Origin of the sequence: Streptomyces sp. MK37H (genome assembly GCF_018035285.1) — a bacterium.
Classification (GTDB): domain Bacteria; phylum Actinomycetota; class Actinomycetes; order Streptomycetales; family Streptomycetaceae; genus Streptomyces; species Streptomyces endocoffeicus.
Genome location: NZ_JAAAYH010000144.1, coordinates 1 through 19,364, shown reverse-complemented (window position 1 = coordinate 19,364; position 19,364 = coordinate 1). Strand labels below are relative to the sequence as shown.

25 protein-coding genes and 1 pseudogene are annotated in these 19,364 nt (G+C 72.1%); 15 read left to right on the top strand and 11 right to left on the bottom strand.

Going from position 1 to position 19,364, the window contains the following annotated elements; genetic code table 11:
- Positions 1-39 precede the first annotated feature (39 nt).
- Positions 40-368, bottom strand: a pseudogene (locus GWI24_RS21010) (IS1380 family transposase); the annotation flags it as partial.
- A gap of 290 nt (positions 369-658) precedes the next feature.
- Positions 659-1,306 (bottom strand): TetR/AcrR family transcriptional regulator, encoded by a 648-nt coding sequence (locus GWI24_RS21005; RefSeq protein WP_210947461.1) that lies wholly within the window; start codon positions 1,304-1,306, stop codon positions 659-661.
- A gap of 93 nt (positions 1,307-1,399) precedes the next feature.
- Here GWI24_RS21005 and GWI24_RS21000 point away from each other — a divergent pair, with 93 nt between their 5' ends.
- From GWI24_RS21000 to GWI24_RS46580, 5 genes are all read left to right on the top strand, one after another.
- The gene (locus GWI24_RS21000; RefSeq protein WP_210947460.1) at positions 1,400-2,089 is read left to right on the top strand and encodes a class I SAM-dependent methyltransferase; all 690 of its coding nucleotides are present in this window, start codon (positions 1,400-1,402) and stop codon (positions 2,087-2,089) included.
- Positions 2,086-2,274 carry a hypothetical protein gene (locus GWI24_RS20995; protein WP_210947459.1) on the top strand — a complete coding sequence of 63 codons (189 nt, stop codon included), beginning with the start codon at positions 2,086-2,088 and terminating at the stop codon, positions 2,272-2,274. Before GWI24_RS21000 ends, GWI24_RS20995 begins: the two co-directional genes overlap by 4 nt.
- Before the next feature lie 101 nt (positions 2,275-2,375).
- The gene (locus GWI24_RS20990; RefSeq protein ID WP_210947458.1) at positions 2,376-2,939 is read left to right on the top strand and encodes a hypothetical protein; all 564 of its coding nucleotides are present in this window, start codon (positions 2,376-2,378) and stop codon (positions 2,937-2,939) included.
- Between the two features lie 284 nt (positions 2,940-3,223).
- Positions 3,224-3,424, top strand: coding sequence for a hypothetical protein (locus GWI24_RS46585; RefSeq protein WP_308343863.1), 201 nt, complete (start codon positions 3,224-3,226; stop codon positions 3,422-3,424).
- A 242-nt stretch (positions 3,425-3,666) separates the two neighbouring features.
- Complete coding sequence (locus tag GWI24_RS46580) at positions 3,667-4,251, top strand: hypothetical protein (RefSeq protein ID WP_308343861.1); 585 nt, start codon at positions 3,667-3,669, stop codon at positions 4,249-4,251.
- A gap of 1 nt (position 4,252) precedes the next feature.
- Here the strand turns inward: GWI24_RS46580 and GWI24_RS20980 are convergent, their stop codons facing one another.
- Positions 4,253-4,810: a hypothetical protein gene (locus tag GWI24_RS20980; RefSeq protein WP_210947457.1), complete on the bottom strand. Its 558-nt coding sequence runs from the start codon at positions 4,808-4,810 to the stop codon at positions 4,253-4,255.
- Positions 4,811-4,994: 184 nt separating this feature from the next.
- On the opposite strand from GWI24_RS20980, the gene GWI24_RS20975 reads away from it, so the two are divergent.
- From GWI24_RS20975 to GWI24_RS20965, 3 genes are all read left to right on the top strand, one after another.
- Positions 4,995-5,447 carry a hypothetical protein gene (locus GWI24_RS20975; protein ID WP_210947456.1) on the top strand — a complete coding sequence of 151 codons (453 nt, stop codon included), beginning with the start codon at positions 4,995-4,997 and terminating at the stop codon, positions 5,445-5,447.
- Positions 5,448-5,576: 129 nt separating this feature from the next.
- Positions 5,577-6,716, top strand: coding sequence for a pyridoxal-phosphate dependent enzyme (locus tag GWI24_RS20970; RefSeq protein WP_210947455.1), 1,140 nt, complete (start codon positions 5,577-5,579; stop codon positions 6,714-6,716).
- A complete protein-coding gene (locus GWI24_RS20965; RefSeq protein ID WP_210947454.1) occupies positions 6,713-7,972 on the top strand; it encodes an MFS transporter in 1,260 nt (419 codons plus the stop codon). The genes GWI24_RS20970 and GWI24_RS20965 overlap by 4 nt, the downstream gene beginning before the upstream one ends.
- A 145-nt stretch (positions 7,973-8,117) precedes the next feature.
- Here GWI24_RS20965 and GWI24_RS20960 read toward each other — a convergent pair whose 3' ends face one another.
- On the bottom strand, positions 8,118-8,693 hold the full coding sequence (locus GWI24_RS20960) for a CGNR zinc finger domain-containing protein (RefSeq protein WP_210947453.1): 576 nt from the start codon (positions 8,691-8,693) through the stop codon (positions 8,118-8,120).
- Between the two features lie 78 nt (positions 8,694-8,771).
- On the opposite strand from GWI24_RS20960, the gene GWI24_RS45405 reads away from it, so the two are divergent.
- A complete protein-coding gene (locus GWI24_RS45405) occupies positions 8,772-9,569 on the top strand; it encodes an MFS transporter (RefSeq protein ID WP_247616663.1) in 798 nt (265 codons plus the stop codon).
- Positions 9,542-10,009: a hypothetical protein gene (locus tag GWI24_RS45400; RefSeq protein WP_247616662.1), complete on the top strand. Its 468-nt coding sequence runs from the start codon at positions 9,542-9,544 to the stop codon at positions 10,007-10,009. The genes GWI24_RS45405 and GWI24_RS45400 overlap by 28 nt, the downstream gene beginning before the upstream one ends.
- On the opposite strand, the gene GWI24_RS20950 is transcribed toward GWI24_RS45400, so the two are convergent.
- The gene (locus GWI24_RS20950) at positions 9,951-11,315 is read right to left on the bottom strand and encodes an MFS transporter (RefSeq protein ID WP_210947452.1); all 1,365 of its coding nucleotides are present in this window, start codon (positions 11,313-11,315) and stop codon (positions 9,951-9,953) included. The genes GWI24_RS45400 and GWI24_RS20950 overlap by 59 nt on opposite strands.
- A gap of 126 nt (positions 11,316-11,441) precedes the next feature.
- Here GWI24_RS20950 and GWI24_RS20945 point away from each other — a divergent pair, with 126 nt between their 5' ends.
- Together GWI24_RS20945 and GWI24_RS20940 are read left to right on the top strand one after the other, a co-directional pair.
- On the top strand, positions 11,442-11,801 hold the full coding sequence (locus GWI24_RS20945; RefSeq protein WP_210947451.1) for a metalloregulator ArsR/SmtB family transcription factor: 360 nt from the start codon (positions 11,442-11,444) through the stop codon (positions 11,799-11,801).
- A gap of 143 nt (positions 11,802-11,944) precedes the next feature.
- Positions 11,945-12,313: a hypothetical protein gene (locus GWI24_RS20940; protein WP_210947450.1), complete on the top strand. Its 369-nt coding sequence runs from the start codon at positions 11,945-11,947 to the stop codon at positions 12,311-12,313.
- Between the two features lie 115 nt (positions 12,314-12,428).
- Here GWI24_RS20940 and GWI24_RS20935 read toward each other — a convergent pair whose 3' ends face one another.
- Positions 12,429-13,169, bottom strand: coding sequence for a M15 family metallopeptidase (locus tag GWI24_RS20935; RefSeq protein ID WP_308343857.1), 741 nt, complete (start codon positions 13,167-13,169; stop codon positions 12,429-12,431).
- Positions 13,166-13,846 carry an N-acetyltransferase gene (locus tag GWI24_RS20930; protein ID WP_210947449.1) on the bottom strand — a complete coding sequence of 227 codons (681 nt, stop codon included), beginning with the start codon at positions 13,844-13,846 and terminating at the stop codon, positions 13,166-13,168. Before GWI24_RS20930 ends, GWI24_RS20935 begins: the two co-directional genes overlap by 4 nt.
- Before the next feature lie 246 nt (positions 13,847-14,092).
- Here GWI24_RS20930 and GWI24_RS20925 point away from each other — a divergent pair, with 246 nt between their 5' ends.
- The gene (locus tag GWI24_RS20925; protein WP_210947448.1) at positions 14,093-14,479 is read left to right on the top strand and encodes a BlaI/MecI/CopY family transcriptional regulator; all 387 of its coding nucleotides are present in this window, start codon (positions 14,093-14,095) and stop codon (positions 14,477-14,479) included.
- On the top strand, positions 14,476-15,453 hold the full coding sequence (locus tag GWI24_RS20920; protein WP_210947447.1) for a M56 family metallopeptidase: 978 nt from the start codon (positions 14,476-14,478) through the stop codon (positions 15,451-15,453). Before GWI24_RS20925 ends, GWI24_RS20920 begins: the two co-directional genes overlap by 4 nt.
- A 102-nt stretch (positions 15,454-15,555) precedes the next feature.
- Here GWI24_RS20920 and GWI24_RS20915 read toward each other — a convergent pair whose 3' ends face one another.
- Positions 15,556-16,269 carry a DUF1775 domain-containing protein gene (locus tag GWI24_RS20915; RefSeq protein WP_210947446.1) on the bottom strand — a complete coding sequence of 238 codons (714 nt, stop codon included), beginning with the start codon at positions 16,267-16,269 and terminating at the stop codon, positions 15,556-15,558.
- A gap of 61 nt (positions 16,270-16,330) precedes the next feature.
- The gene (locus GWI24_RS20910; protein ID WP_210947445.1) at positions 16,331-16,966 is read right to left on the bottom strand and encodes a hypothetical protein; all 636 of its coding nucleotides are present in this window, start codon (positions 16,964-16,966) and stop codon (positions 16,331-16,333) included.
- Between the two features lie 298 nt (positions 16,967-17,264).
- On the opposite strand from GWI24_RS20910, the gene GWI24_RS20905 reads away from it, so the two are divergent.
- Positions 17,265-17,624, top strand: a complete 360-nt coding sequence (locus tag GWI24_RS20905; RefSeq protein ID WP_119992353.1) for a metalloregulator ArsR/SmtB family transcription factor — start codon at positions 17,265-17,267, stop codon at positions 17,622-17,624.
- 73 nt (positions 17,625-17,697) lie between these two features.
- Here the strand turns inward: GWI24_RS20905 and GWI24_RS20900 are convergent, their stop codons facing one another.
- Positions 17,698-19,167 (bottom strand): aldehyde dehydrogenase family protein, encoded by a 1,470-nt coding sequence (locus tag GWI24_RS20900; protein ID WP_210947444.1) that lies wholly within the window; start codon positions 19,165-19,167, stop codon positions 17,698-17,700.
- Positions 19,168-19,196: 29 nt separating this feature from the next.
- A complete protein-coding gene (locus tag GWI24_RS20895; protein ID WP_374103323.1) occupies positions 19,197-19,352 on the bottom strand; it encodes an oligopeptide/dipeptide ABC transporter ATP-binding protein in 156 nt (51 codons plus the stop codon).
- Between the last annotated feature and the right edge of the window lie 12 nt (positions 19,353-19,364).

The following is a 19,364-nucleotide window of genomic DNA, read 5'->3' as shown; positions in this document are numbered from 1 at the left end:
GGGTGCCCGTCATCCAGTCCGCGCGCGCCTGGGTAACTGGCGGTGGCGCAGTTCGAGGCCGGCGATCGCGGTGCCGGGAGTGTTGGTGGCGAAACAGGTCAGGCGCATGCGTCGGCGTCGGTGAAGCGGAGTTGGGCTCCGGGGTGCGGGCGCTCCTTGCGGACGATCAGCCGCATCCCCCTCGGCCACCCCTTCAGGCAGTCCCCGCCGACCTCGGCCACCCAGGCGCCGTCGCGGACCTCGCCGCCGAGCTCGATGGCCGGGGTCCAGGCCGATGCCGGGACTTTCAGCACGGTCCGGTGAATGGTGTCGGTGATGGTCCTGCCGACCGAGTACGACAGCCACCGGCCCCGGGCCGCGAGCCAGTTGCCGGGCTCAAAGCTCTCGCTGATGAGGAAATGGTCTATCTCGAAGGAGGAACCGTAAGCCGCACCGAGCCAGCGGGGCTCACCGGCTCCCGCCTACTTGAGGCCGACTACGACGGCACCCGGGCTGCCCACCATTCGCGGCAGCCGTACCGTTTGGGACCGTAGGCGCGGAAGCTACAGCAGGCGGACATGAGTAGCGCGACGATCGTCGTCCCGTTCACCCCGCCCGGGACCTTCCGCTGACCGCCGCAGCGAATGCCCAGGTCTCCGTATCCCGTGTGATGCCCCGGTCATGGTTCGCGCACCTCGGCGGGGCGCGTCAGGGATTCTAGGAGCAGCCTGGTCAGCCCTGATTCGATGGCGGTGCGGTCGTCCATGACCGCGGTGCGGAAATGGTGTGAGTTGAGCAGGGACATCAGCCACCAGGCTCCCGTTTCCGGGTCGAGGTCGGGGCGGATGTCGCCATCGCGCTGGCCCTGGCGGAGCAGGTCCGCGATGCCCGCGATCATCTGCTGGACGGCCGTACGGGCGGCGTCATGGACCTCGGGTGCGGTGGCGGGCCCGAGCATGTCGGCGAACAGCACGCCCATGGAGCCCCGGGAGTGCATCCGGTCGATGTGCTCCGGAGCCAGCCAGGCGGCGAGCAGGTCGGGCACCGACTGGCCGGTGTCGGCGGCGGCCCGCAGCTGTGCGGTGATCTGATGGGTCGCCCGCTCCAGCACCGCTGAGAAGAGGGCGGCCTTGGTGCCGAAGTTCTGGAAGACCACCGGTTCGCTCACGCCGATGCGCCGGGCGATGTCCGAGACCTTGCCGTGCTGGTAGCCCACGTCCGCGAACACCTCGGTCGCCGCGTCCAGGATCACCTCGCGGCGCTGCTCCGCGGTCAGCCGGGTGCGGCGCGGTGTGGTGGGGGCGGAAAGCGGCGGGGTCTGGCTCACGCCTCCAGCGTAGTCGGGTGCTTGCCCCGTTACTTAGTCGCCACTAAGCTCGCCAAGTGTTCTTAGTCGCGACTAAGTAAGGAGGTGTGGGTCATGCTCGGACGGCTTCTTCACGGCAGACCCCATCCGGGGGCGCCAGGTGCCATCGGGCATGCGCGGGCTTACGAAGTCTTCAGCGGGCTCGGGTTCGCCGGGCGGCGTCGACGCCTCTACGGGCAGCTCGTCGCCCTGAGCGGCGTCCGCCCCGGCGAACACGTGCTCGACGTCGGCTGCGGCACCGGCTATCTGGCGCGCATGATGGCCGAGACGGTGGCTCCGGACGGGACCGTCCTCGGGGTGGACCCATCGGGTCCGATGATCCGTTACGCCCGCGACCACACCCGCTTGGGCGGCTGTACGTTCAGCGAGGGGTTCGCCGAGGATCTGGACGCCCCCGACGGCACGTTCGACGTCGTGGTGACCAGCCTGGCGGTGCATCACATCCCGGAGGCGAAACGCGCCCAGGCGATCAAGGAGATGTTCCGGGTCCTGCGGCCCGGCGGCCGGGTGCTCATCGCCGACTACCGCCCACCGTCCGGCAGGCTGGCCCGGCGCCTTATCGGGCCACTGAGCGGCCCGGTCATGCGGCACAATCCGGTGCACCTGCTCGAACCCCTCGCCCGGGAGGCGGGCTTCGGCGGCCTGAACTCCGGTGATCTGCGGCCCTTCCTTCACTTCGTACGTGGGGTGAAGCCGGCCGCCGATGAGCGAGGTCGTGGCGTGGCGGGGGAGGCGGCCGGATGACGCACGGCCCGGGGTGCGGTCGTCTCCTTCGTGCTCTCGCCCTGCCTCTGATCGCCGGTGGTCTGGCCCTCCATCTGTGGCTGGGCATGAAGGCCGGACTCGTCGTCATGGCGGGCGGCCTGGCCGCGCACGTCCTGGCCGCCGTGCTCGGGCGCCGCTGGGTGCGGAGGCGGGCCGCGCGGTAGTGACAAGGCGGCGGCTCCCGCCTCATCATGGGTGGGCCATGGTGCCTTTGACCCTTGTGTCCCGCCTGTGCCGATCCGGCGGTGCGTCGTCTTCGGTGCGGATGGCGGCTGCCCGAGCGGCCGTGGTCTCGGTGATGAGCACCGTGCTCGCCGTCGCCGGACACCATGTGGTGTTCGACGTCTCCCCGTCCTGGGCGGCCCTTGCCGCCATGACGGCGATCCTGTTCGTCCTCGCCTTTCCCGTCGTCTGTGGTCCGAGCACACTGGCCCGTCAGGTGCCGCTCGCGCTGGGGGCACAGGCCGTGGCGGGCTGGGGTTTCGTCGCGGGCGGCGACGACCTGCACGGGTGGCTGGACCGGGTGGACCACGGGTGGCCCGTGGTGGCGGCCCATGCCGTCATGACCGTTCTGCTGGGCCTCATGCTGCATGCCGCGCAGGACGGCCGCCTCGGGGCGTTCGGGGCCATGGCGGAGCTACGTTCTCTGTGCGCCCGGCTGTGGGGGCTGCTCTTCCCACGGCTCGGCGGCGATGCGCCGCAGATCCCGGAACTGCTCGCCGCTCTGTGCACCGCCGGGCCCGCCAGTGCCTCACCGGGCGCAATACGGCTCGCCGACTGTGTCGTACGCAGAGGCCCCCCTCTCGGCGCACCGCTTGCCACTGCCTGAAGGCCGTACGCGGCAGAGGCGGCGAGCGGATTCCACACGTCGCGTCACACTCACACCGCATCAGCGGCTCCGCGATCCCGGACGGGGCCGCTTCAGGGGGATCATGTCCACGACCGTCGTCGTGATCGGGGCGGGCCCGTACGGCCTGTCCACCACCGCGCACCTGTCAGCGCGCGGCCTGCGGATCAGGGTCTTCGGGACCCCGATGGCGAGCTGGTCCGAGCAGATGCCCGCGGGGATGCTGCTCGAGTCGCCGCCGAGCGCGTCGTCGCTGTCCGCGCCCCATGCCCGGGTACACGCTCGCCGACCACTGTGCGCACATCGGCGAGGTGCCGCTGGGCGGGCACGCCCAGGTGCCCATCGACCTGTTCGTCCGCTACGGGCTGTGGTTCGCCGAGCGGCTGGTACCCGAGGTGGAGGACGTACGGGTGCTCGCCGTCGACCGGCAGCCGGACGGAATTCCGGCTCAGGCTCTCCTCGGGTGAGGAGACGCCGGCCACCACGGTCGTGGTCGCCAGCGGCCTGACCGGGTTCGCGTACGTGCCGGGAGCGCTGGCCGGGGCGGTCCCCGACGGGCCATCGGCCCTGGGGCCGGTCTCGCACAGCTAACACCACAACGACCTGTCCGGTCTCACAGGGCAGGACGTCCTCGTGGTCGGGGCCGGGCAGTCGGCACTGGAGAGCGCGGCGCTGCTGTGGGAGGCCGGGGGCGCGGCCGCGGCTGCTGGTGCGCGGGCGGACCGTGGGCTTCGGCGCGGCGCCGAGCGGCCCGCCGCACTGGCGGCCCGGCACCCCGCTGGGCCGCTCGTGGGGGCTGTACGGAGCGGTCAACCACGCGGCCGCCTTCCGGTTTCTGCCCGAGGGGCCGCGGCTGCGGCTGGTGCGTGAGGTCCTGCGGCCGTGCGGGGCCTGGTGGCTGAAGAGCCGGGTGCACGGGCTGGTGCCTGTGCTGGCTGGTCAGCGCATCATCCGGGCGGAGGCCGACGGCGGTGGGGTGAAGCTGCTCACCGCCGACAAGAGGGGGTGTGAACGGACTGTCGAGGCCGACCATGTGCTGGCGGCGACCGGCTGCCGGCCCCGGCTGGAGGCGCTGGGCTTTCTCTCGCCCGAACTGCGCGCCGGGCTGGTCCGTACCGGGGGCTTCCCGCGTCTGGCCAAGGACTTCGGCTCGTCCGTGCCGGGCCTGTACTTCACCGGGCTGCCGGCCGCGGCGACCTCCGGGCCGGTGCTGCGCTTCGTCTGTGGGACCCGGTTCGCCTCGCCCCGGCTGGCAGTCGCCGTGTCCCAGTACGTGGGGAGGCTGAGCCGCTGAGTCAGCATTCGGCTGCCCGGGGGACGTCCTTGCCGTACTTCGTCAGGGAACACACGGTGGCGAACGACACCTTCCATGCGCCGTCCTGGCGTACGGACGCCCCCGGAGCGGTCGGGCCCACTCGCCGGCCGTCGGAGAACAGCGTGTAGCGGACCGTCGCCCGCTGGTCGGAGGTGAATCTCACCGAGTCGATGCGCACCCTGAGCGTCCGGGCCTTCGGATCGTCGGCCAGCGCCTCGAGCATCAGCTTGTACAGGTCGCCGTTCTCCGCCACCTTCGCGCGCTCCTCGACCGAGGACCGGGGGCTGAAGAAGCGGGACCAGGACGCGCGGATCTGCTTCTTCGCGTCGGCCGGATCGTCGGGGGCGCTCGCGGTGGGGGTCGGCGACGGCGTGGTCGCGGTGGAGGGTGTCCGTACCGGAGATGTGGACGGCGGCCGTGAGGAGGACGGGGAGGTCGTGGGGCGCGACGACGGATCCCCGTCGTCGGCGCAGGCGGCGGTCAGCGTGAGCAGCGCGGCCGCCGCCGCGCAGAGCGGAGCCGGTCGCATGCGCACCATCACCACCACCTCGCTTGCATACACATCATTTGTGGCGGGGGTACCCCCGTGCGGGGCCGTCTACGCGGAGTCGGGGCGGCTGCCTCCGGTCGTTGTCCGCGAGTGCGGTGTCTCAGGGCCGGGTGCATTGTGACTGTCCCCCGTCCGGGAGGTTTGCGAAGCCGCGCACCGTCACTCTTTGTATGTGATCACATACGCTGTGCATGTGATCGGGTCGCGGATCCGTCCTGCTTCCGCCGAGTGCCCGGGCCGTGCCGCCCTGCTGCTCGGTCTCGTCGTGCTGATCGCCGTCCACCTCGCGGGCGTGGCCCACGGTGCCGCCTTCGAGGGGCCGCATGTCGGCCTCGCCACCGTCGGCTCCTGTGTCCATCCCGGGGAGAAGTCGGACATCGCGGAACCCACCGCGCCCGCTCCCGGGCATCAGCACGAGGCTCACGGCCACATCGATCACGCCGTGGACCGGCCCCGGGACTCCGCTCACGACCACGGCCCCGCTCCGGCTCACGAGGGGCCCTCCCCGACCTCATCCCCAGCGGCGTGGCCGTTCCCGGACGCCGCACGGCACCCGGCGAACGTGTCCAGAGCCCCGGGCGGCGGACGGTCCACCCTCGCGCTCCACTGCGTCTGGCGGCAGTAGGCCCTGCCCGCACGACCTGACCGGTCCACGCCGCGAAAGGTGCCGGGCCGTGGTCAGGCGTGCCCGCACGCCCCTGACCCGACTGCACCGCGCCCTGCCCCGAGCAGGGTGCGTAGGAGCCGTACCACCATGAATCTCCCCCTGCTCGAACTCTTCTTCCCCGGGGCACATGTCTGCCTCCCCGCGATCGCCCGACGCCCGGCCCAGATGGTGGGCAACACACCCGTGCTGTGGATCGACGAGCCCTTCGCCCCTCCCGGGCGCGGCTTCTACGCCAAGCTGGAGGGCGCCAACCCCGGCGGCATCAAGGACCGGCCCGGCCTGCACATGATCCGCGAGGCCCGGCGCCGCGGCGACCTCGCCCCCGGCGCCCCCATCGTGGAATCCTCCAGCGGCACCCTGGGCCTTGGCCTGGCCCTGGCCGGGTTGACGTACGGTCATCCGGTCACCGTCGTCACCGACCCCGGTATGGAACCCGCCGTGGTCCGGCTGCTCACCTCCTTGGGCGCCCGCGTGGAACAGGTCGCCGCCCCGCATCCCGAGGGCGGCTGGCAGGAGGCCCGCCGCGAGAAGGTCGCCGAGCTGCTGGACCGGGCGCCGGGCGCGTACTGCCCGGACCAGTACCACAACCCCGACAACGTCGCCGCCTACCGGCCGCTGGCCACCGAGCTGATCGCGCAACTGGGCCGCGTCGACGTCCTGGTCACCGCGGTGGGCACCGGCGGGCACTCCGCCGGAACCGCCGCCGTCCTGCGCGAGTGCTTCCCCCGCCTGACGGTGATCGGGGTGGACGCGGTCGGGTCGACCATCTTCGGCCAGCCTGCCGCGGCGCGGCTGATGCGCGGGCTGGGATCCAGCATCCACCCCACTAATGTCGACTACTCCGCCTTCGCCGAGGTGCACTGGGTGGGGCCCGCCGAAGCGGTGTGGGCCTGCCGTCGCCTGGCCCGTCGCCACTACGCCTTCGGTGGTTGGAGCGTGGGAGCGGTGGCTCTGGTCGCGGGCTGGGTGGCGCGCACGGTGCCCGCCGGTGCCCGGATCGCGGCGGTCTTCCCCGATGGGCCGTACCGCTATCTGGAGACGGTCTACAACGACGCCTGGTGCCGCGAGCACCAGCTGCTGGATCACGCACCGCCCACCGAGCCGGACGAGATCACCGAGCCGGACGAACGCGTGGTCACCCGCTGGACCCGCTGCACCCGGGTGCGTGACCCACTCGGCCGCGATCTGACGCCCCTCGCCGACCGCGCCGGGGCAGGTGTGGGATGAAGGCATTCCGGGCCCAGGTGGCCTCCTTCGACCCTGGCGTTCGGCTGTTGATGGCCAACCAGTTCGCCATCAACCTCGGCTTCTACATGCTGATGCCCTATCTGGCCGACCACCTCGCCCATGGCCTCGGGCTGGCCGCCTGGGCGGTCGGCCTGGTACTGGGTGTCCGCAACTTCTCCCAGCAGGGCATGTTCCTCATCGGCGGCACCCTCGCCGACCGCTACGGCTGCAAGCCGATGATCCTGGCCGGATGCGCGCTGCGCACGGTCGCCTTCGCGCTGCTCGGGGTGGTGGACACCCTGCCCGCCCTGATCGCGGCCTCGGCCGCCACCGGCCTGGCCGGTGCCCTGTTCAATCCGGCCGTACGCGCCTATCTCGCGGCGGAGGCGGGAGAGGAGCGGCGGGTCGAGGCGTTCGCCGCGTTCAACGTCTTCTACCAGGCGGGCATCCTGGTCGGGCCGCTCGCCGGACTGGCCCTGCTCAGCTGGGACTTCCGCGCGGTGTGCGCCGCGTCCGCGGCCGTCTTCGGCCTCCTCGCGCTGTTCCAGGCCCGCGCCCTGCCCGCGCGCCCGCCGACCGGACGCGGCGCCGAACCGGCCTGGCGGGCGGTGGCCGCGGACTGGCGCGGCATCGCGGCCAACCGGCCGTTCCTGCTGTTCGCCGCCGCCATGACCGGCTCGTATGTGCTCGCCTTCCAGGTGTATCTCGCGCTTCCGCTGCGGGCCCGGGAACTCTTCGGCACCCACACGGGCACAGTCACCGGCGCGGTCTTCGCCGTATCGGCCCTCGCGGCACTCTCCGGGCAGCTGAAGCTCACCGCCTGGGCCAGGCGGAACCTCTCCGGACCGCGAGCCATCTCCTACGGGCTCATGCTGATGGGGGCCGCGTTCCTGCCGTTGCTGCCAGGCCCGTACGGCGGAACGGCCGGATTGGTGGCCGGTGCCACCGCGCTCGCGGTGTGCGCGGCGCTGCTGGCCTGGGGCGGTGCGCTGCTCTATCCGTTCGAGATGGACACCATCGTCCGACTCGCGGGTGACCGGCTGGTCGCCACGTACTACGGCGCCTACAACACCGCCTCCGGCATCGCCATCTCGCTGGGCAACCTCGCGGTCGGCGCGCTCTTCGACACCGGCGTGCCGTGGCTGCCCTGGGCGGTCATGACGGCCACGGGCCTCGGCTGCGCGGCCGCGGTGACGGGACTGCACCGTGCCGGACACCTCACCTCGCGCCCGGCCGCGGTGCCGGTGCCCGGGTGACGGATCGTCCGTCGGACGGAGTGGCCGTGACGGATCGGTCGTGATGGCTCGGGAATGACGGAACCGGGCCGGGCGGCGGGCTCCGCACCCTTCGGACCGGTCACCCGGCCCGGGTGACCGGTGCCGCCCGGCCGGGCGCCCCAATTCACCGCCGGGCGGCTTTGCGCGCCCGGAAGGCGGCGGCTTTGACACGGCTCTGGCAGGCGGTGGAGCAGAACTGGCGCACGGCGTTACGGGAATTGTCGACGTATACCCGATCGCACTGGGGGGCCCGGCACACGCCGAGCCGTCCGGCGAGGTCGCTCCCCACGGCGAGCGTGAGCGCGGTGGCGCATCCGGCGCTCCAGCCCACGGCGATGGTGTCGTCGGTGCCATGGAAGTGGACCTGCCAGGGCTCACCCCCGGCCTGGTCCAGCTGCGGACGGGCACCGGTGGAACGCAGAAGCGTGTTGAGGATGCTCGCCGCGTCGTCGATGCGTCCTTCGTCGACGGCTTCGAACACACCGCGCATATGGTTCGCCGCCCGGGCGAGGTAGACGGCCTGTTCCGGCTCGATCTCAGCGGGACCGGCGCTGGTGACTGGCAGGACGGCGGCCACCGCCCCGGGGAGGTCGGCATCGCGTGGCGCGGCGCAGGGCCTGCCGTGCCGCTCTCCGCCGGTGAGTGCGTTGACGAGTGAGACGGCCGTGTCCAGCAGCGTTGCCACGTGACTGTCGAACATCAATTGACCGGTCACCTCCTTTCACTCTAGCGTGCATCACTGACGTTAGCCGATTGGCCGGTGACGAATGGGGTGCCCATGCGAGTCCCGCCGAACGGGCGACGACTGCCGCGCACGGTGTGGTTGCTGATCGTGGCCCGGGCGGTCAACCGCCTCGGGGCGTTCTCCTTGTCCTTCCTGACGGTGCTGATCACCGCGCGGTTCGGCGCGAGCGCCGTCGCCGCCGGATGCGTCTCGGCCGCCTTCGGTCTCGCGTCGATCCCCTCGCGCCTGGTCGGCGGGCGCCTGGCCGACCTGTTCGGGCGGCGTCGCACCATCGTGCTCGGCCTGACCGGCTGCGCCGTCGCCCAACTCGGGATCGCCACCGCGGACAGCCTCTCGGTGGCCGTCGCCTTCGCGCTGCTGCTCGGGCTGGTCTTCGAGTTGTACGAACCACCGAGCCAGGCCATGATCGCCGATGCCACGGACGCCTCACACCGCGTCCGGGCGTACGGCCTGCTGAACGCCGCCTTGGCGGTGGCCGGAATGGGCGCCGGGCTGATCGCGGCCGGGCTGGGGCGGTGGGACCTGCGCTGGCTGTTCGTCGCCGACGCCGCGACCTGCCTGATATGCGCGATCGTCGTGCGTATCGCTCTGCCCGCCGACAGTCCGTCGGTGGGCAGAGTGCCGGTGGAGGGCGTCGGGGTCACCCCGTGGCGCGACCGGGAGCTGCTGGTCATGCTCGCCTCGGGGACGCTGTTCGCCCTGGTCTACCTCGAGATCATGACCATGCTTCCGCTCGCCTTGGCAGACCTCGGCCGCCGACCGGCCGACGCCGGACTGCTTCTCACCGCTCGGCCTTCACCATCGTGGCGGGCCAGCCCCTCCTGCGGCTGAAACGCCTCTCCACGCTGTCGGCGCCCGGAATCTTCGCCGCGGGTTACGCCCTCGTGGCGCTCGGCCTGGCCGGCTACGCGGTGGCGCACGGCCTGGCCGGACTGCTGATGTCCACCGTGGTGTGGAGCCTGGGCGATCTGCTGCTCATGGGGCGGATCCACGCCGTGGTCGCCGACCTGGCCCCGCCCGGCGGCACCGGACGCTACCTGGCTGTCCACGGCATCAGTTGGGGGATCGCCGGGGTCGCGGCTCCCCTGGTCGGCACCCAACTGCTCGAGCGTGCCGGGGGGACGGCCCTGTGGGTCACCATGGCCGCGATCAGCCTCGCTCTCGCCGCCGTCCAGCCCCTCCTCGCCCGTACGGCTGTCGAGCGCGGTGCCGTCAGCGTGCGGGAACGCGCTCCGGGGCGGTGGGCCACGTGGCGTGGAGCCCGTCGATGACGTAGTCGTGGCTGTGCCGCCAGCCGTCCGGCACCCGTACGGCATCGGCCAGGTGCGGGTGGTCGGCGTCCAGGGCGGTGTGCAGATGCGTGACATGGTCCGGATCGTGCGACGGCCACAGCCGCAGGGCCAGCACCGCGGCGGCGAAGGCGATCACGCCGAGTGCGACCACGGCCGACTGGAGCCCGGCCGCCGCGCCGAGCCATCCGGCGAGCGGATAGGTCAGCAGCCAGCAGGAGTGGGAGAGGGAGAACTGCGCGGCGAAGGCGGAGGTGCGCTCCTCGGGGGGTGCCGAGCGGCGGACCAGGCGGCCGGTGGGCGTGAGCACCATTGAGCAGGCGGCGCCGAACGCGGCCCACGCGGCGAGCAGCGCCGGCCACCGCCACCCTCCCGTGTGCGCCGCCGTGAGGGAGCCGAGCCCGGCATAGACCACCGTGAGCAGCAGGGCGCCGCGCAGCATCACGGCCCGGTCCGAGATCCGGTCGAGGACGCGGGGCAGCAGCAGGGCGACGACCATCGAGCCCGTGCCGTACGCGCCGAGGGCGAGCGGTACGTCGGCAGCGGAACGGCCGAGGTGGTCGCGTACGTACACCACGGTGTTGACGGTGACGGTGGCGCTGGCGGCGGCGACGGCGAGGTTGAGGGCGAGCAGGGCCCGCAGCCGCGGGGTGGCGAGGAAGAGCCGGGTGCCCGCGGTGGCCTTGGCGTACACGGTGCCGGTGCGCGGTGCGGCGACCGGCTTGGGCAGGACGGCGGAGACCACCAGTGCGGCCGAGGCCAGGAAGCCGACCATGGTGCCGGTGAACAGCCAGTTGTAGGAGATCAGGGTGAGCAGCGCGGCGGCGAGTGCCGGGCTGAACAGGCTCTCCAGGTCGTAGGCGAGCCGCGACAGCGACAGCGCCCGCGTGTAGTCGCGCTCGGCAGGGAGGACGTCGGGGATGACGGCCTGGAAGGTGGGGGTGAAGGCGGCGGAGGCGGACTGAAGGGCGAAGACCAGCACGTACACCTGCCAGATCTGGTCGACGAACGGCAGCGTCAGTGCGACCCCCGCCCGGATCAGGTCCGCGCCGACCAGGAGCGCCCGGCGCGGCAGTCGGTCGGCGACCGCGCCGACGACCGGCGCGATCAGGACGTACGCCACCATCTTGATCGCCAACGCGGTGCCGAGCACCGAACCGGCGTCCGCGCCCGCGATGTCGTAGGCCAGCAGGCCCAGCGCGACCGTGGCCAGTCCCGTCCCGACCAGGGCGATGACCTGGGCCGTGAAGAGGTGGCGGTAGGTGCGGTCACACAGGACGGAGAGCATGCGGCGGTCCCTTGGTCGGAGGGGCTGGCGGCCGATCACTATACGTATAGATGCGCATCTGCGCACATGTGGAGATGGCTTTCCGGTCATCGGCGCGCTGGATCGGCTGAGCCCTAAGCTGTCCGCATGACCGATCGCGAACGCCTGCCAACTGCGCCCGATGCGCATCTGCGCCCTCCGGACGGTGCGCGGCTCGCCGAGGCGACCGGGGTGTTCGCGATGCTGGCCGACACGACCCGGCTGCATGTGCTGTGGCTGCTCGCCCTGGAGGAGTCGGATGTGGGCTCGCTGGCCGAGCGCTGTGAGGCGTCACGGACCGCCGTCAGCCAGCACTTGGCGAAGCTGCGGCTGGCCGGGCTGGTCGAGACGCGGCGTGAGGGTCGGCACATCTACTACCGGCTGAGCGACGGTCACCTGCGCCGCCTCGTCCTGGAAGCCCTCAGCCACGCGGACCACCGGGTGAGCGGCCGGGCGCCGCACGATTGATCGCCGCGCGGGCGAGAGTGGATGCGCCTTCCGGGGAGGACGGCAGGCCCGATGAGGGGCTCCCTGCGCAACAGCGGTGTGTCGGCGAGCACCTGAGGCACTTCCGCTGATGATGTGAGCCTGGTGACGATGGGCGAGACGCGATGATCGGATGGGCGCAGATCATCTATGGCGCGGTGCTGTCCGCGCTGGTGGCGGGCCTGCTGCTCGCTGCCGTCCTCCGCGGTCGCCGCCCCCTGGTCATCGCCACCGGGACCCTGGCGGCCGCGCTCGGGCCCCTCACCTGGAACGCCATCCTGCGCGCAGCCCATGGGGATCAGTTCTTCACCGACGCCCCCTTGGTCGTCTTCCCCGTGAGCTGGCAGGACACCGGCTCCGGGGTCTTCGCCCTCGCCGCGGCCACACTCGGGCTCGGCCTGGGGCCGCTGCGCACCGAACCCGCCCGCCGCGCCGCCGTCTACGCGCTGCTGGTCGGCGTGGCCGCGCTCGTGGTCGACGTCTACCTGTACTGAATCAGTCAGCGCTCAGCCGTGGGCCCCGGCCGGGGCGGGGGCGCGCACCGGCCGGGGCTGCCTGGGCGTTCTGTGGGGCTCCGGCCCAGGCGATTCAAGGGGCGGGCCGGATGCGTCACCGCCGGGTTTCAGGAGCGGTGTACGGCTTGGACGGATAGCCGGTGTCGAAGTGCATGTAGTCCGGTACGTCGATATCCTGCCAGACCCAGCCCTCCTCCTTGAACACCTTCCACACCGTGCCGCCCTTCACGATGACTCCCTTGCCGTCGGTCCGCTCCTTGTACCGGGCGCTGGGCGACCAGCACTTGCAGCGCAGATCCTGCCAGGGGTTCTCCAGGGGGTTGATGTCCACCGCGCGGCCGTTGGCGTGGGGCGACTCCTTCTCCGGGGCGTTGATCTGGTCGGGGCGCCGGCAGTTGTAGGCGGCGGTGTTGTCGGCGCGCAGGCTGGCATCGCTGTCCCCGTCGTACTCCTCCAGCGGCCTCATCTTGCGGATGGGGAACCTCTCGTCGAAGAGCCGGGTGAAGACGCGGACGACGGTGTCGGCCGTGTCCGCGTGGACGACGAGGACCCCGCGGTGCACCTTTGCGTCGAAGCCGTGGTGGTTGATCTCCACCCGCCGCAACTGGGCGCGGGTGGCCGGGCACCCCTGGCGCCACATCCCGGCGGCCACCATCCTCTTCCACTGCGCCTGGGGCAGTTCCCGTACGACGGCGTCGGCGGACGGGGCGGGGCTCGCGGAGGTGGAATCCGGTGGGGCGGAGGTGCGGTCGGTGTCCGCCGCCGCGGTGCAGGCCGTGGCGAATAAGGCGATCGCGAGGGCGAGCGGCGGCCATCGGCGGGCAGGGTGGATCACTGTGCTGGTCCTTGGAAGTAGCGGAGTCTGGGGTCGTCGGGGAAGGGGGTGTACAGGGGGTATTCGTAGGTGAGGAACGAGCGGCCCTCGGGCGTGCGCGTCGAACCGGCGAACCGCCAGCCGAGTCGCTCGTAATAGCGGCCCGCGCCGTCCGGCCCGGCCGCGGTGACCAGGTTCACCCGGGCACAGCCCGCGGCCGCGGCATCCTGGGTGAACCGCTCGATGAGAGCCGAACCCAGGCCGAGGGAACGGGCGCTGCCGTTCACAGCGACATGGGACAGGACCGCGGTGGCGCCGTCGCGCCGTACGGGACGGAGCTCCTCCTGGCCCCGTGTGTAGCGCGCCGGGAGGAGTTTGCGGCAGTACCGGCTCAGCCGTGTCCGTATGAAGTGCAAGGTCAGCAAGGGGCGTAGGGAGAGGGCGGCGCAGGCGCGCAGGGCGAGCCGGGTGCCGTGCTTGCGTACGAGCTGACCGCGATGGGCGGCCGGATCGATCACGCCGACGAGAAAACCCGCCGGAAGGCCGCCCACCTCGGCGATGTAGCCCCGGGCATGGGGAGTCCCCAGGTAGGTGGCCGTGTACGCGGTCAGGAACCGCGGGCCGAGGCGCGCGAAGAAGCCGTCGGGGAAGTGTGCGCGGTGTTCGTCCACCACGAACGGCAGGTCCTCGTGTGCCATCGGCCGCAGTGTGCAGCCGAAGGGAGGTCTCCGGCCGGGAGTGCGCATCGGGGGGATGCGGCCATGGTGACCAGAGGGGGCGAAAGGGGGCAGGGCAGGGCTCGATGGCGCGGAGGCGCCTCGTTCGACGTCCACACCAGCAAACTACTACACGCCGTAGAAGTTCGTGGTGTCTCCCTCGTAATGCGGGTACCGTCATCGGAAGCGAAGAGCACGGCCGGAAGTGCGGGACGAGGGGCGAGGGCGATGCGGCCATTCGGCGACCTGGAAGCGGACATCATGCGGGTGGTGTGGGCGAGCGACGAGCCGCTCACCATCCAGCGGATCACCGACGCCCTCAACGAGGAGCGCCCGCTGGCGTACACCACGGTGATGACGGTCACCGAGCGCCTGCGCACCAAGGGGTGGCTGGACCGAACCAAACAGGGCAGGTCCTACCGCTACAGCGCGCTGCGCTCCGAGGACGACTACACGGCCGAACTCATGGAGCGCGCTCTGGAGTCCTCCGCCAACCGCGCCGAGGCCCTGCTCCGCTTCGCGGGTCGCCTCGAAGCCTCCGAGGCGGCGACGCTGCGCGCGGCGCTGGGCAGGATGCCGCACGGCCCCGACGCGGACGGCCGAGGGGCGCCATGATCGTCATCGCCGCGCTGCTCATCCATGCGGCCCTGCTCGGCGGACCGGCCGCCCGCCTGCTGACCCGGGCCCGGTGGGTCACCCGCTTCCCGCGAGTTGCGCTGCGCTGCTGGCATGCCTGCGCGCTCGGACTGTTCGCCTCGCTGGCCGCCTCCCTCGTCCTGATCGCCCATGACCTGTGGGAACACGGCATGGTGTGGCTCTTCCACGCCGACAAGCCGCTGGTCCACGCCGCCTACGGAGGCGCCTGGCAGGTGGCGGGCATCGCCGAGGCCGCGCTGCTCGCCCTGCTGCTGGGTGTCGTGACCCTGTCCGCCCTCACTCTGCGACGCTCGCTGCGCCTGCGCCGTGAACGCGACCGCTACCGACTGACCGCCGACACCCAGGGTGCGTACGACCGGAACGGAGACCCCGCCGTGCGGGTGCTGCGGCACTCGGCCCCAGCGGCGTTCTGCATCCCTGGTCCGCGAGGAGGTGACCGCATCGTCGTGACTACCACGGCTCGGGACATGCTCACCAGCGCCGAACTCGCCGCCACCGTCGAGCACGAACGCGCCCACCTGCGGCTGCGTCACCACCGGGCGATCCTCGCCGCCGACATCCTCACCACCGCCATCGCCTGGACCGGGCTGCTGCGCGGATACGCGAACCAGGTGCGCCGCCTCGCCGAGATGGCCGCGGACGACCAGGCGGCGCGGAAACACGGCCGCCGGACCGTGGCCTCGGCGCTGCTGGAGATGTGCACCGTGACCGGCCCCGCCGCCGATGCGCCGGACCTGCCCGCGATGACCGGCCCCGACCCGGCCGAACGCATCCGTCGGCTGATCACGACCCCGCCCGTACCCGCGGAGTCACTCGCGCCCGCCCTCACCCTGGCCGTGGCGACCGCCGCGCTCACCCTGCCCCTTGCGCTTTGTCTGGCCCCAGCGGCCTTTCTCGCCGACACCGCTCACCTCGCCGCCGCGGGCCGCTGAGCCGCCGGGTCGCCCACCTGAGAGCGATTCGCACACGCCCAAAAGCCCCCAGGGCCCCCTTCGCCTCAGGTTTCCGTGCTGAGGAGAAGGGGGCCCGCTCGGTCAGTCCTGGGCGCCGGCCCGGCGTCGCAGGACATAGCCGACCGCGCCGAGCAGAACCACGACGGCCGCGCCGATGCCGACCCAGGCACCCGCCGAGAGCCCGCCGTCGTCGGACGACTCCTCCTCCGCGGCCTCCTTCTTCTCCCCGGCGGCCGGTGACGGAGTGGTGTCCTCTGCCGCCGAGGTCGGGGAGGCGCTCGGGGACGGGTCGGCCGGCTTGGCGTCGGACGCCGCGGCCCTCAGCTTGAGCACCGGGGCGGGGTTCTCGCCCGAGTCGTCCAGCTCGATCCACCGGTCGGTGCGCTTGTCGCTGTAGGTCTGAAGCGTCTTGAACGCCACCTCCTTGGCGTCCGGGAGCTGCTGGACGGTGATGGAGTACTCGGCGTTCTCCCCGGCCTTCAGGGCCGGGCCCTTGACGGTGTAGCCGTCATCGTTGGCCGTGAACTTCCAGCCCTCGGGGCCCTTGTCGTATGCCACGTCGGCGGGCTTGATGCCGTCGGGCAGCACCACCCGCAGCTCGGTGATCCCGGCCGAGTCGGACTCCGACTCCGCCTCGAAGGCGATGGTGACGTCCTCGGCGAGGGCCTGGGCCCGCTCGGACTCGACCTCCACATGGGCGGCGGCAGGGGCCGCGGTGAGGAGCACGACGGCCGCCGAGGCCGCCGCCGCGATGGTCAGACGCCGCGCACGGCGCGGCAGGGTGATACGGGACATGGGTGTCTCCGGACAGGGGTGAAGCGCCGAACGGCATGACCGCCGCTCCGGCGATGACAGGTCAGTTGACGAAAACCAGCCCTGTCGACGGAGGCCCCCGCCGTACCACCACATCCGCGAGTGCGGCGCTCGTGGGTGGCGGCCGCGGCTCCATCCGCTCTGCGGGCAGCACTGGCAGCCCCGGATCGCCCGATGTCGGAGGCCCGGGGACACGGGCCCAGACCATCGCGAGTCGTATCCGTACCGCCTCCGCCGCCGCTGTCACGCCACGGGCCAGCGACCAGCACACGGCGTCCGCGCGGTGCAGCAGGACGGCCACGATCACGGCGGCCACGGCGTGGACGGCCGTCATCGCCATCGAGGAGTGCGGCCGCTCGTGCCATGCCGCGTGACTGTCCCCGCCCATGGCCATGTGAGCGGCATGGTGTGGATGCGCGGTCAGCGTCAGCCACAGATGCAGTCCGGCCTGTGCCCCGGAGCTCGCCGCCACCACCGTGGTCAAAGAGCGGGGGCGCCGCGCACCGGCCAGTCCCACGAGGAGGAGCGCCGCCGTGGCCGCCGCGCCAGGCGCCCATGGCACGGGCCCGTCGGTGGCCAGATGGTGCGCGCTCACGCCCAGCACCGTGCCGACGACGGCGAACACCGAGGCCCGGACCACGGGGATCGGCGTACGGAGTGTCGCGTTCGGTCGGCGCATGGCCTGCCCATCATGGGGCATCGTCCGGCCGCCCGGCACGCCGATCCCTGAAAGAGCTCACGAAGGCGCTCGCGAAGCCCGCCACCGCTGGTTCGTGCGACGTTGGACATCGCACGCGTCTCCGGACCATTATGTGCTTATGAGCGCACGTGTGCATCTAAAAGGGTGAGGAGGGTTCGCACCCTCAAGACCCTGACGCGGAGCAACTCGCCCGAACCGCCGAGGCTCCGGAACCGCTTGCCGACCGTACTCTGCTGACGGCCATCCCTGCGTCTTGGGAGCGCTCTACGATGGGTGCATGTCGGTGAGCGAGGATTCCTCAACTGCGGCCCGGTCGCATACGCATCCCAGTGGCGCGGCGCAGTTCGCCGAGGCCGCCAATGTCTTCTCGCTGCTCTCCGATCCCACCCGGCTGCATCTGGTGTGGTCCCTCGCCCGGGGCGAGGCGGATGTGAACACCCTCACCGAGGCCAGCGGTGCGGCCCGCCCGGCGGTGAGCCAGCATCTGGCCAAGCTGCGGCTGGCCGGGCTGGTCGAGGTGCGCAAGGAGGGCCGCCGCTCGGTGTACTCGCTCCACGACGGCCATCTGCGACGGCTGGTCGTCGAGGCCGTCAACCACGCGGACCACATGGTCACCGGGGCCCCGCCGCACGACTGAGGGCACGCGGCGGAGGAGACGCGGCCGAGGCCACATGGCCGAGGCCGTACGGCAGAGATCCGGGCGGCGGCCGTTACGCGCTGCGGCGCACAGCGACGATCTTGGGCTCGGTCATGGCTTCCACGGCGTAGCGCACGCCCTCGCGGCCGACGCCCGACCGTTTGGGTCCGCCGAAGGGCATGGCGTCGATCCTGAAGTCGCTGCTGTCGTTGATCATCACCGCACCGACCCGCAGCCGCTCCGCCACGTCCAGCGCGGTCTCCAGCGCTGCGGTGAAGATGCCCGCCTGGAGACCGTAGCGGGTGTCGTTGGCACGGGTGATGGCCTCGTCCACCGTCTTGAACGGCTCGATCACCAGCACCGGGCCGAAGATCTCCTCCGTCATCACCTTCGCGTCCGCCGGTACGCCGGTGAGCACGGTCGGCCGGTGGAACGCGCCCTCCCGCTGCCCGCCCGTGCGCACCTCGGCGCCGGCCTCGTGGGCCTCCCGCACCCATTCCTGGACCCGGCGTGCCTCGCGCTCGCTGATGAGCGGGCCGATGTCCGTACGGGGGTCGGCCTTGCGGCCCACCCGTAGCGCCTCGGTGGCCGTCACCACGTCCCGGATGAAGCGGTCGGCGATCCGGGAGGACACGAAGACGCGTTGCACCGACAGGCAGTTCTGCCCGGCCACCCCGAACGCGCCCGCCACCACGGCGTGCGCCGCCGCCTCGCGGGCGGCGTCGTCCAGCACCAGCACGGCGTTGTTGCCGCCCAGTTCCATGAGGGTCTTCTTGGCTCCGGCGGCGCGCGCCACCTCGTTGCCGGTGCGGAAGCCCCCGGTGAAGGACACGAGGTCGACGAGGGGGTGGCCGACGAGTGCGCGACCGGCGCCGGCGCCGGTTCCGGGGACGACCGCGAGGCGTTCGGCGGGCACCCCGGCGTCCAGCAGGATCTCGGCGAACGCCAGCGCGGTGAGCGGTGTGGCCTCGGCCGGTTTGAGGACGACGCCGTTCCCCGCGGCCAGGGCCGGGCCCACCTTGTGCGCCACCAGATTGAGCGGGTCGTTGAAGGGGGTGATGGCGGCGACCACCCCGACCGGTTCGCGGGTGTACCAGCCCAGTCGGCCCGCGCCCCGTGACGTGTCGGAGAAGGGCAGGGTCTCACCGGTGAGGCGGCCGGTCTGCTGGGCCGAGAGCCTGAGGGTCTCGGCGGCGCGGGACACCTCGGCGGTGGCCTCCCGCACGGTCTTGCAGCCCTCCCGGGACATCACCTCCGTCAGCACCTCCCGCTGCCGCAGCACCAGCCGGGCGGCCGCGTCGAGGGCCTCGCGCCGCCGCCACGCGGGCCACTCCTCCCCGGAGGTGACAGCGGCGGCCACACCGGTGGCGGCCTGGTCGACCTCGGCGGGACTGGTATCGGTGACGTGGCCGAGGAGGCTGCCGTCCTCCGGGTCGCGGACGGGCATGGCGGACGCACCGTCCACCCACCGTCCGGACCACAGTGCCCCGGCGGGCGGCCGCCAGATCGGCTGGGCGGTGGGCGGGGACTCGACTGTCGTCATCGGCTCGCTCTCTTCGTCTGTCCGGTGCGCTAGGCGCTCGGGTAGTGGCATGAGACGACACGCCCCTGAGGCCCGCCGCTCAGCGCGGGAGCCTCGGTGCGGCACCGGTCGCGGGCCTTGGGGCAGCGTGGGTGGAAGCGGCATCCCGAGGGCGGGTTCACCGGGCTGGGCGGCTCACCGCGCAGGGTGCCGAAGTC

What these genes read in the sequence shown, in the direction of transcription:
- GWI24_RS20950 (WP_210947452.1), bottom strand. Translation starts at nt 11,315, where the DNA reads ATGCTCTCCGTCCTGTGTGACCGCACCTACCGCCACCTCTTCACGGCC.
- GWI24_RS20925 (WP_210947448.1), top strand. Translation starts at nt 14,093, where the DNA reads ATGCGGCCATTCGGCGACCTGGAAGCGGACATCATGCGGGTGGTGTGG.
- GWI24_RS21000 (WP_210947460.1), top strand. Translation starts at nt 1,400, where the DNA reads ATGCTCGGACGGCTTCTTCACGGCAGACCCCATCCGGGGGCGCCAGGT.
- GWI24_RS45405 (WP_247616663.1), top strand. Translation starts at nt 8,772, where the DNA reads ATGCGAGTCCCGCCGAACGGGCGACGACTGCCGCGCACGGTGTGGTTG.
- GWI24_RS46585 (WP_308343863.1), top strand. Translation starts at nt 3,224, where the DNA reads ATGCCCGGGTACACGCTCGCCGACCACTGTGCGCACATCGGCGAGGTG.
- GWI24_RS20900 (WP_210947444.1), bottom strand. Translation starts at nt 19,167, where the DNA reads ATGACGACAGTCGAGTCCCCGCCCACCGCCCAGCCGATCTGGCGGCCG.
- GWI24_RS20960 (WP_210947453.1), bottom strand. Translation starts at nt 8,693, where the DNA reads ATGTTCGACAGTCACGTGGCAACGCTGCTGGACACGGCCGTCTCACTC.
- GWI24_RS20965 (WP_210947454.1), top strand. Translation starts at nt 6,713, where the DNA reads ATGAAGGCATTCCGGGCCCAGGTGGCCTCCTTCGACCCTGGCGTTCGG.
- GWI24_RS20945 (WP_210947451.1), top strand. Translation starts at nt 11,442, where the DNA reads ATGACCGATCGCGAACGCCTGCCAACTGCGCCCGATGCGCATCTGCGC.
- GWI24_RS20905 (WP_119992353.1), top strand. Translation starts at nt 17,265, where the DNA reads ATGTCGGTGAGCGAGGATTCCTCAACTGCGGCCCGGTCGCATACGCAT.
- GWI24_RS20940 (WP_210947450.1), top strand. Translation starts at nt 11,945, where the DNA reads ATGATCGGATGGGCGCAGATCATCTATGGCGCGGTGCTGTCCGCGCTG.
- GWI24_RS20990 (WP_210947458.1), top strand. Translation starts at nt 2,376, where the DNA reads ATGGCGGCTGCCCGAGCGGCCGTGGTCTCGGTGATGAGCACCGTGCTC.
- GWI24_RS20910 (WP_210947445.1), bottom strand. Translation starts at nt 16,966, where the DNA reads ATGCGCCGACCGAACGCGACACTCCGTACGCCGATCCCCGTGGTCCGG.
- GWI24_RS20995 (WP_210947459.1), top strand. Translation starts at nt 2,086, where the DNA reads ATGACGCACGGCCCGGGGTGCGGTCGTCTCCTTCGTGCTCTCGCCCTG.
- GWI24_RS20920 (WP_210947447.1), top strand. Translation starts at nt 14,476, where the DNA reads ATGATCGTCATCGCCGCGCTGCTCATCCATGCGGCCCTGCTCGGCGGA.
- GWI24_RS20915 (WP_210947446.1), bottom strand. Translation starts at nt 16,269, where the DNA reads ATGTCCCGTATCACCCTGCCGCGCCGTGCGCGGCGTCTGACCATCGCG.
- GWI24_RS20980 (WP_210947457.1), bottom strand. Translation starts at nt 4,810, where the DNA reads ATGGTGCGCATGCGACCGGCTCCGCTCTGCGCGGCGGCGGCCGCGCTG.
- GWI24_RS20970 (WP_210947455.1), top strand. Translation starts at nt 5,577, where the DNA reads ATGAATCTCCCCCTGCTCGAACTCTTCTTCCCCGGGGCACATGTCTGC.
- GWI24_RS20930 (WP_210947449.1), bottom strand. Translation starts at nt 13,846, where the DNA reads ATGGCACACGAGGACCTGCCGTTCGTGGTGGACGAACACCGCGCACAC.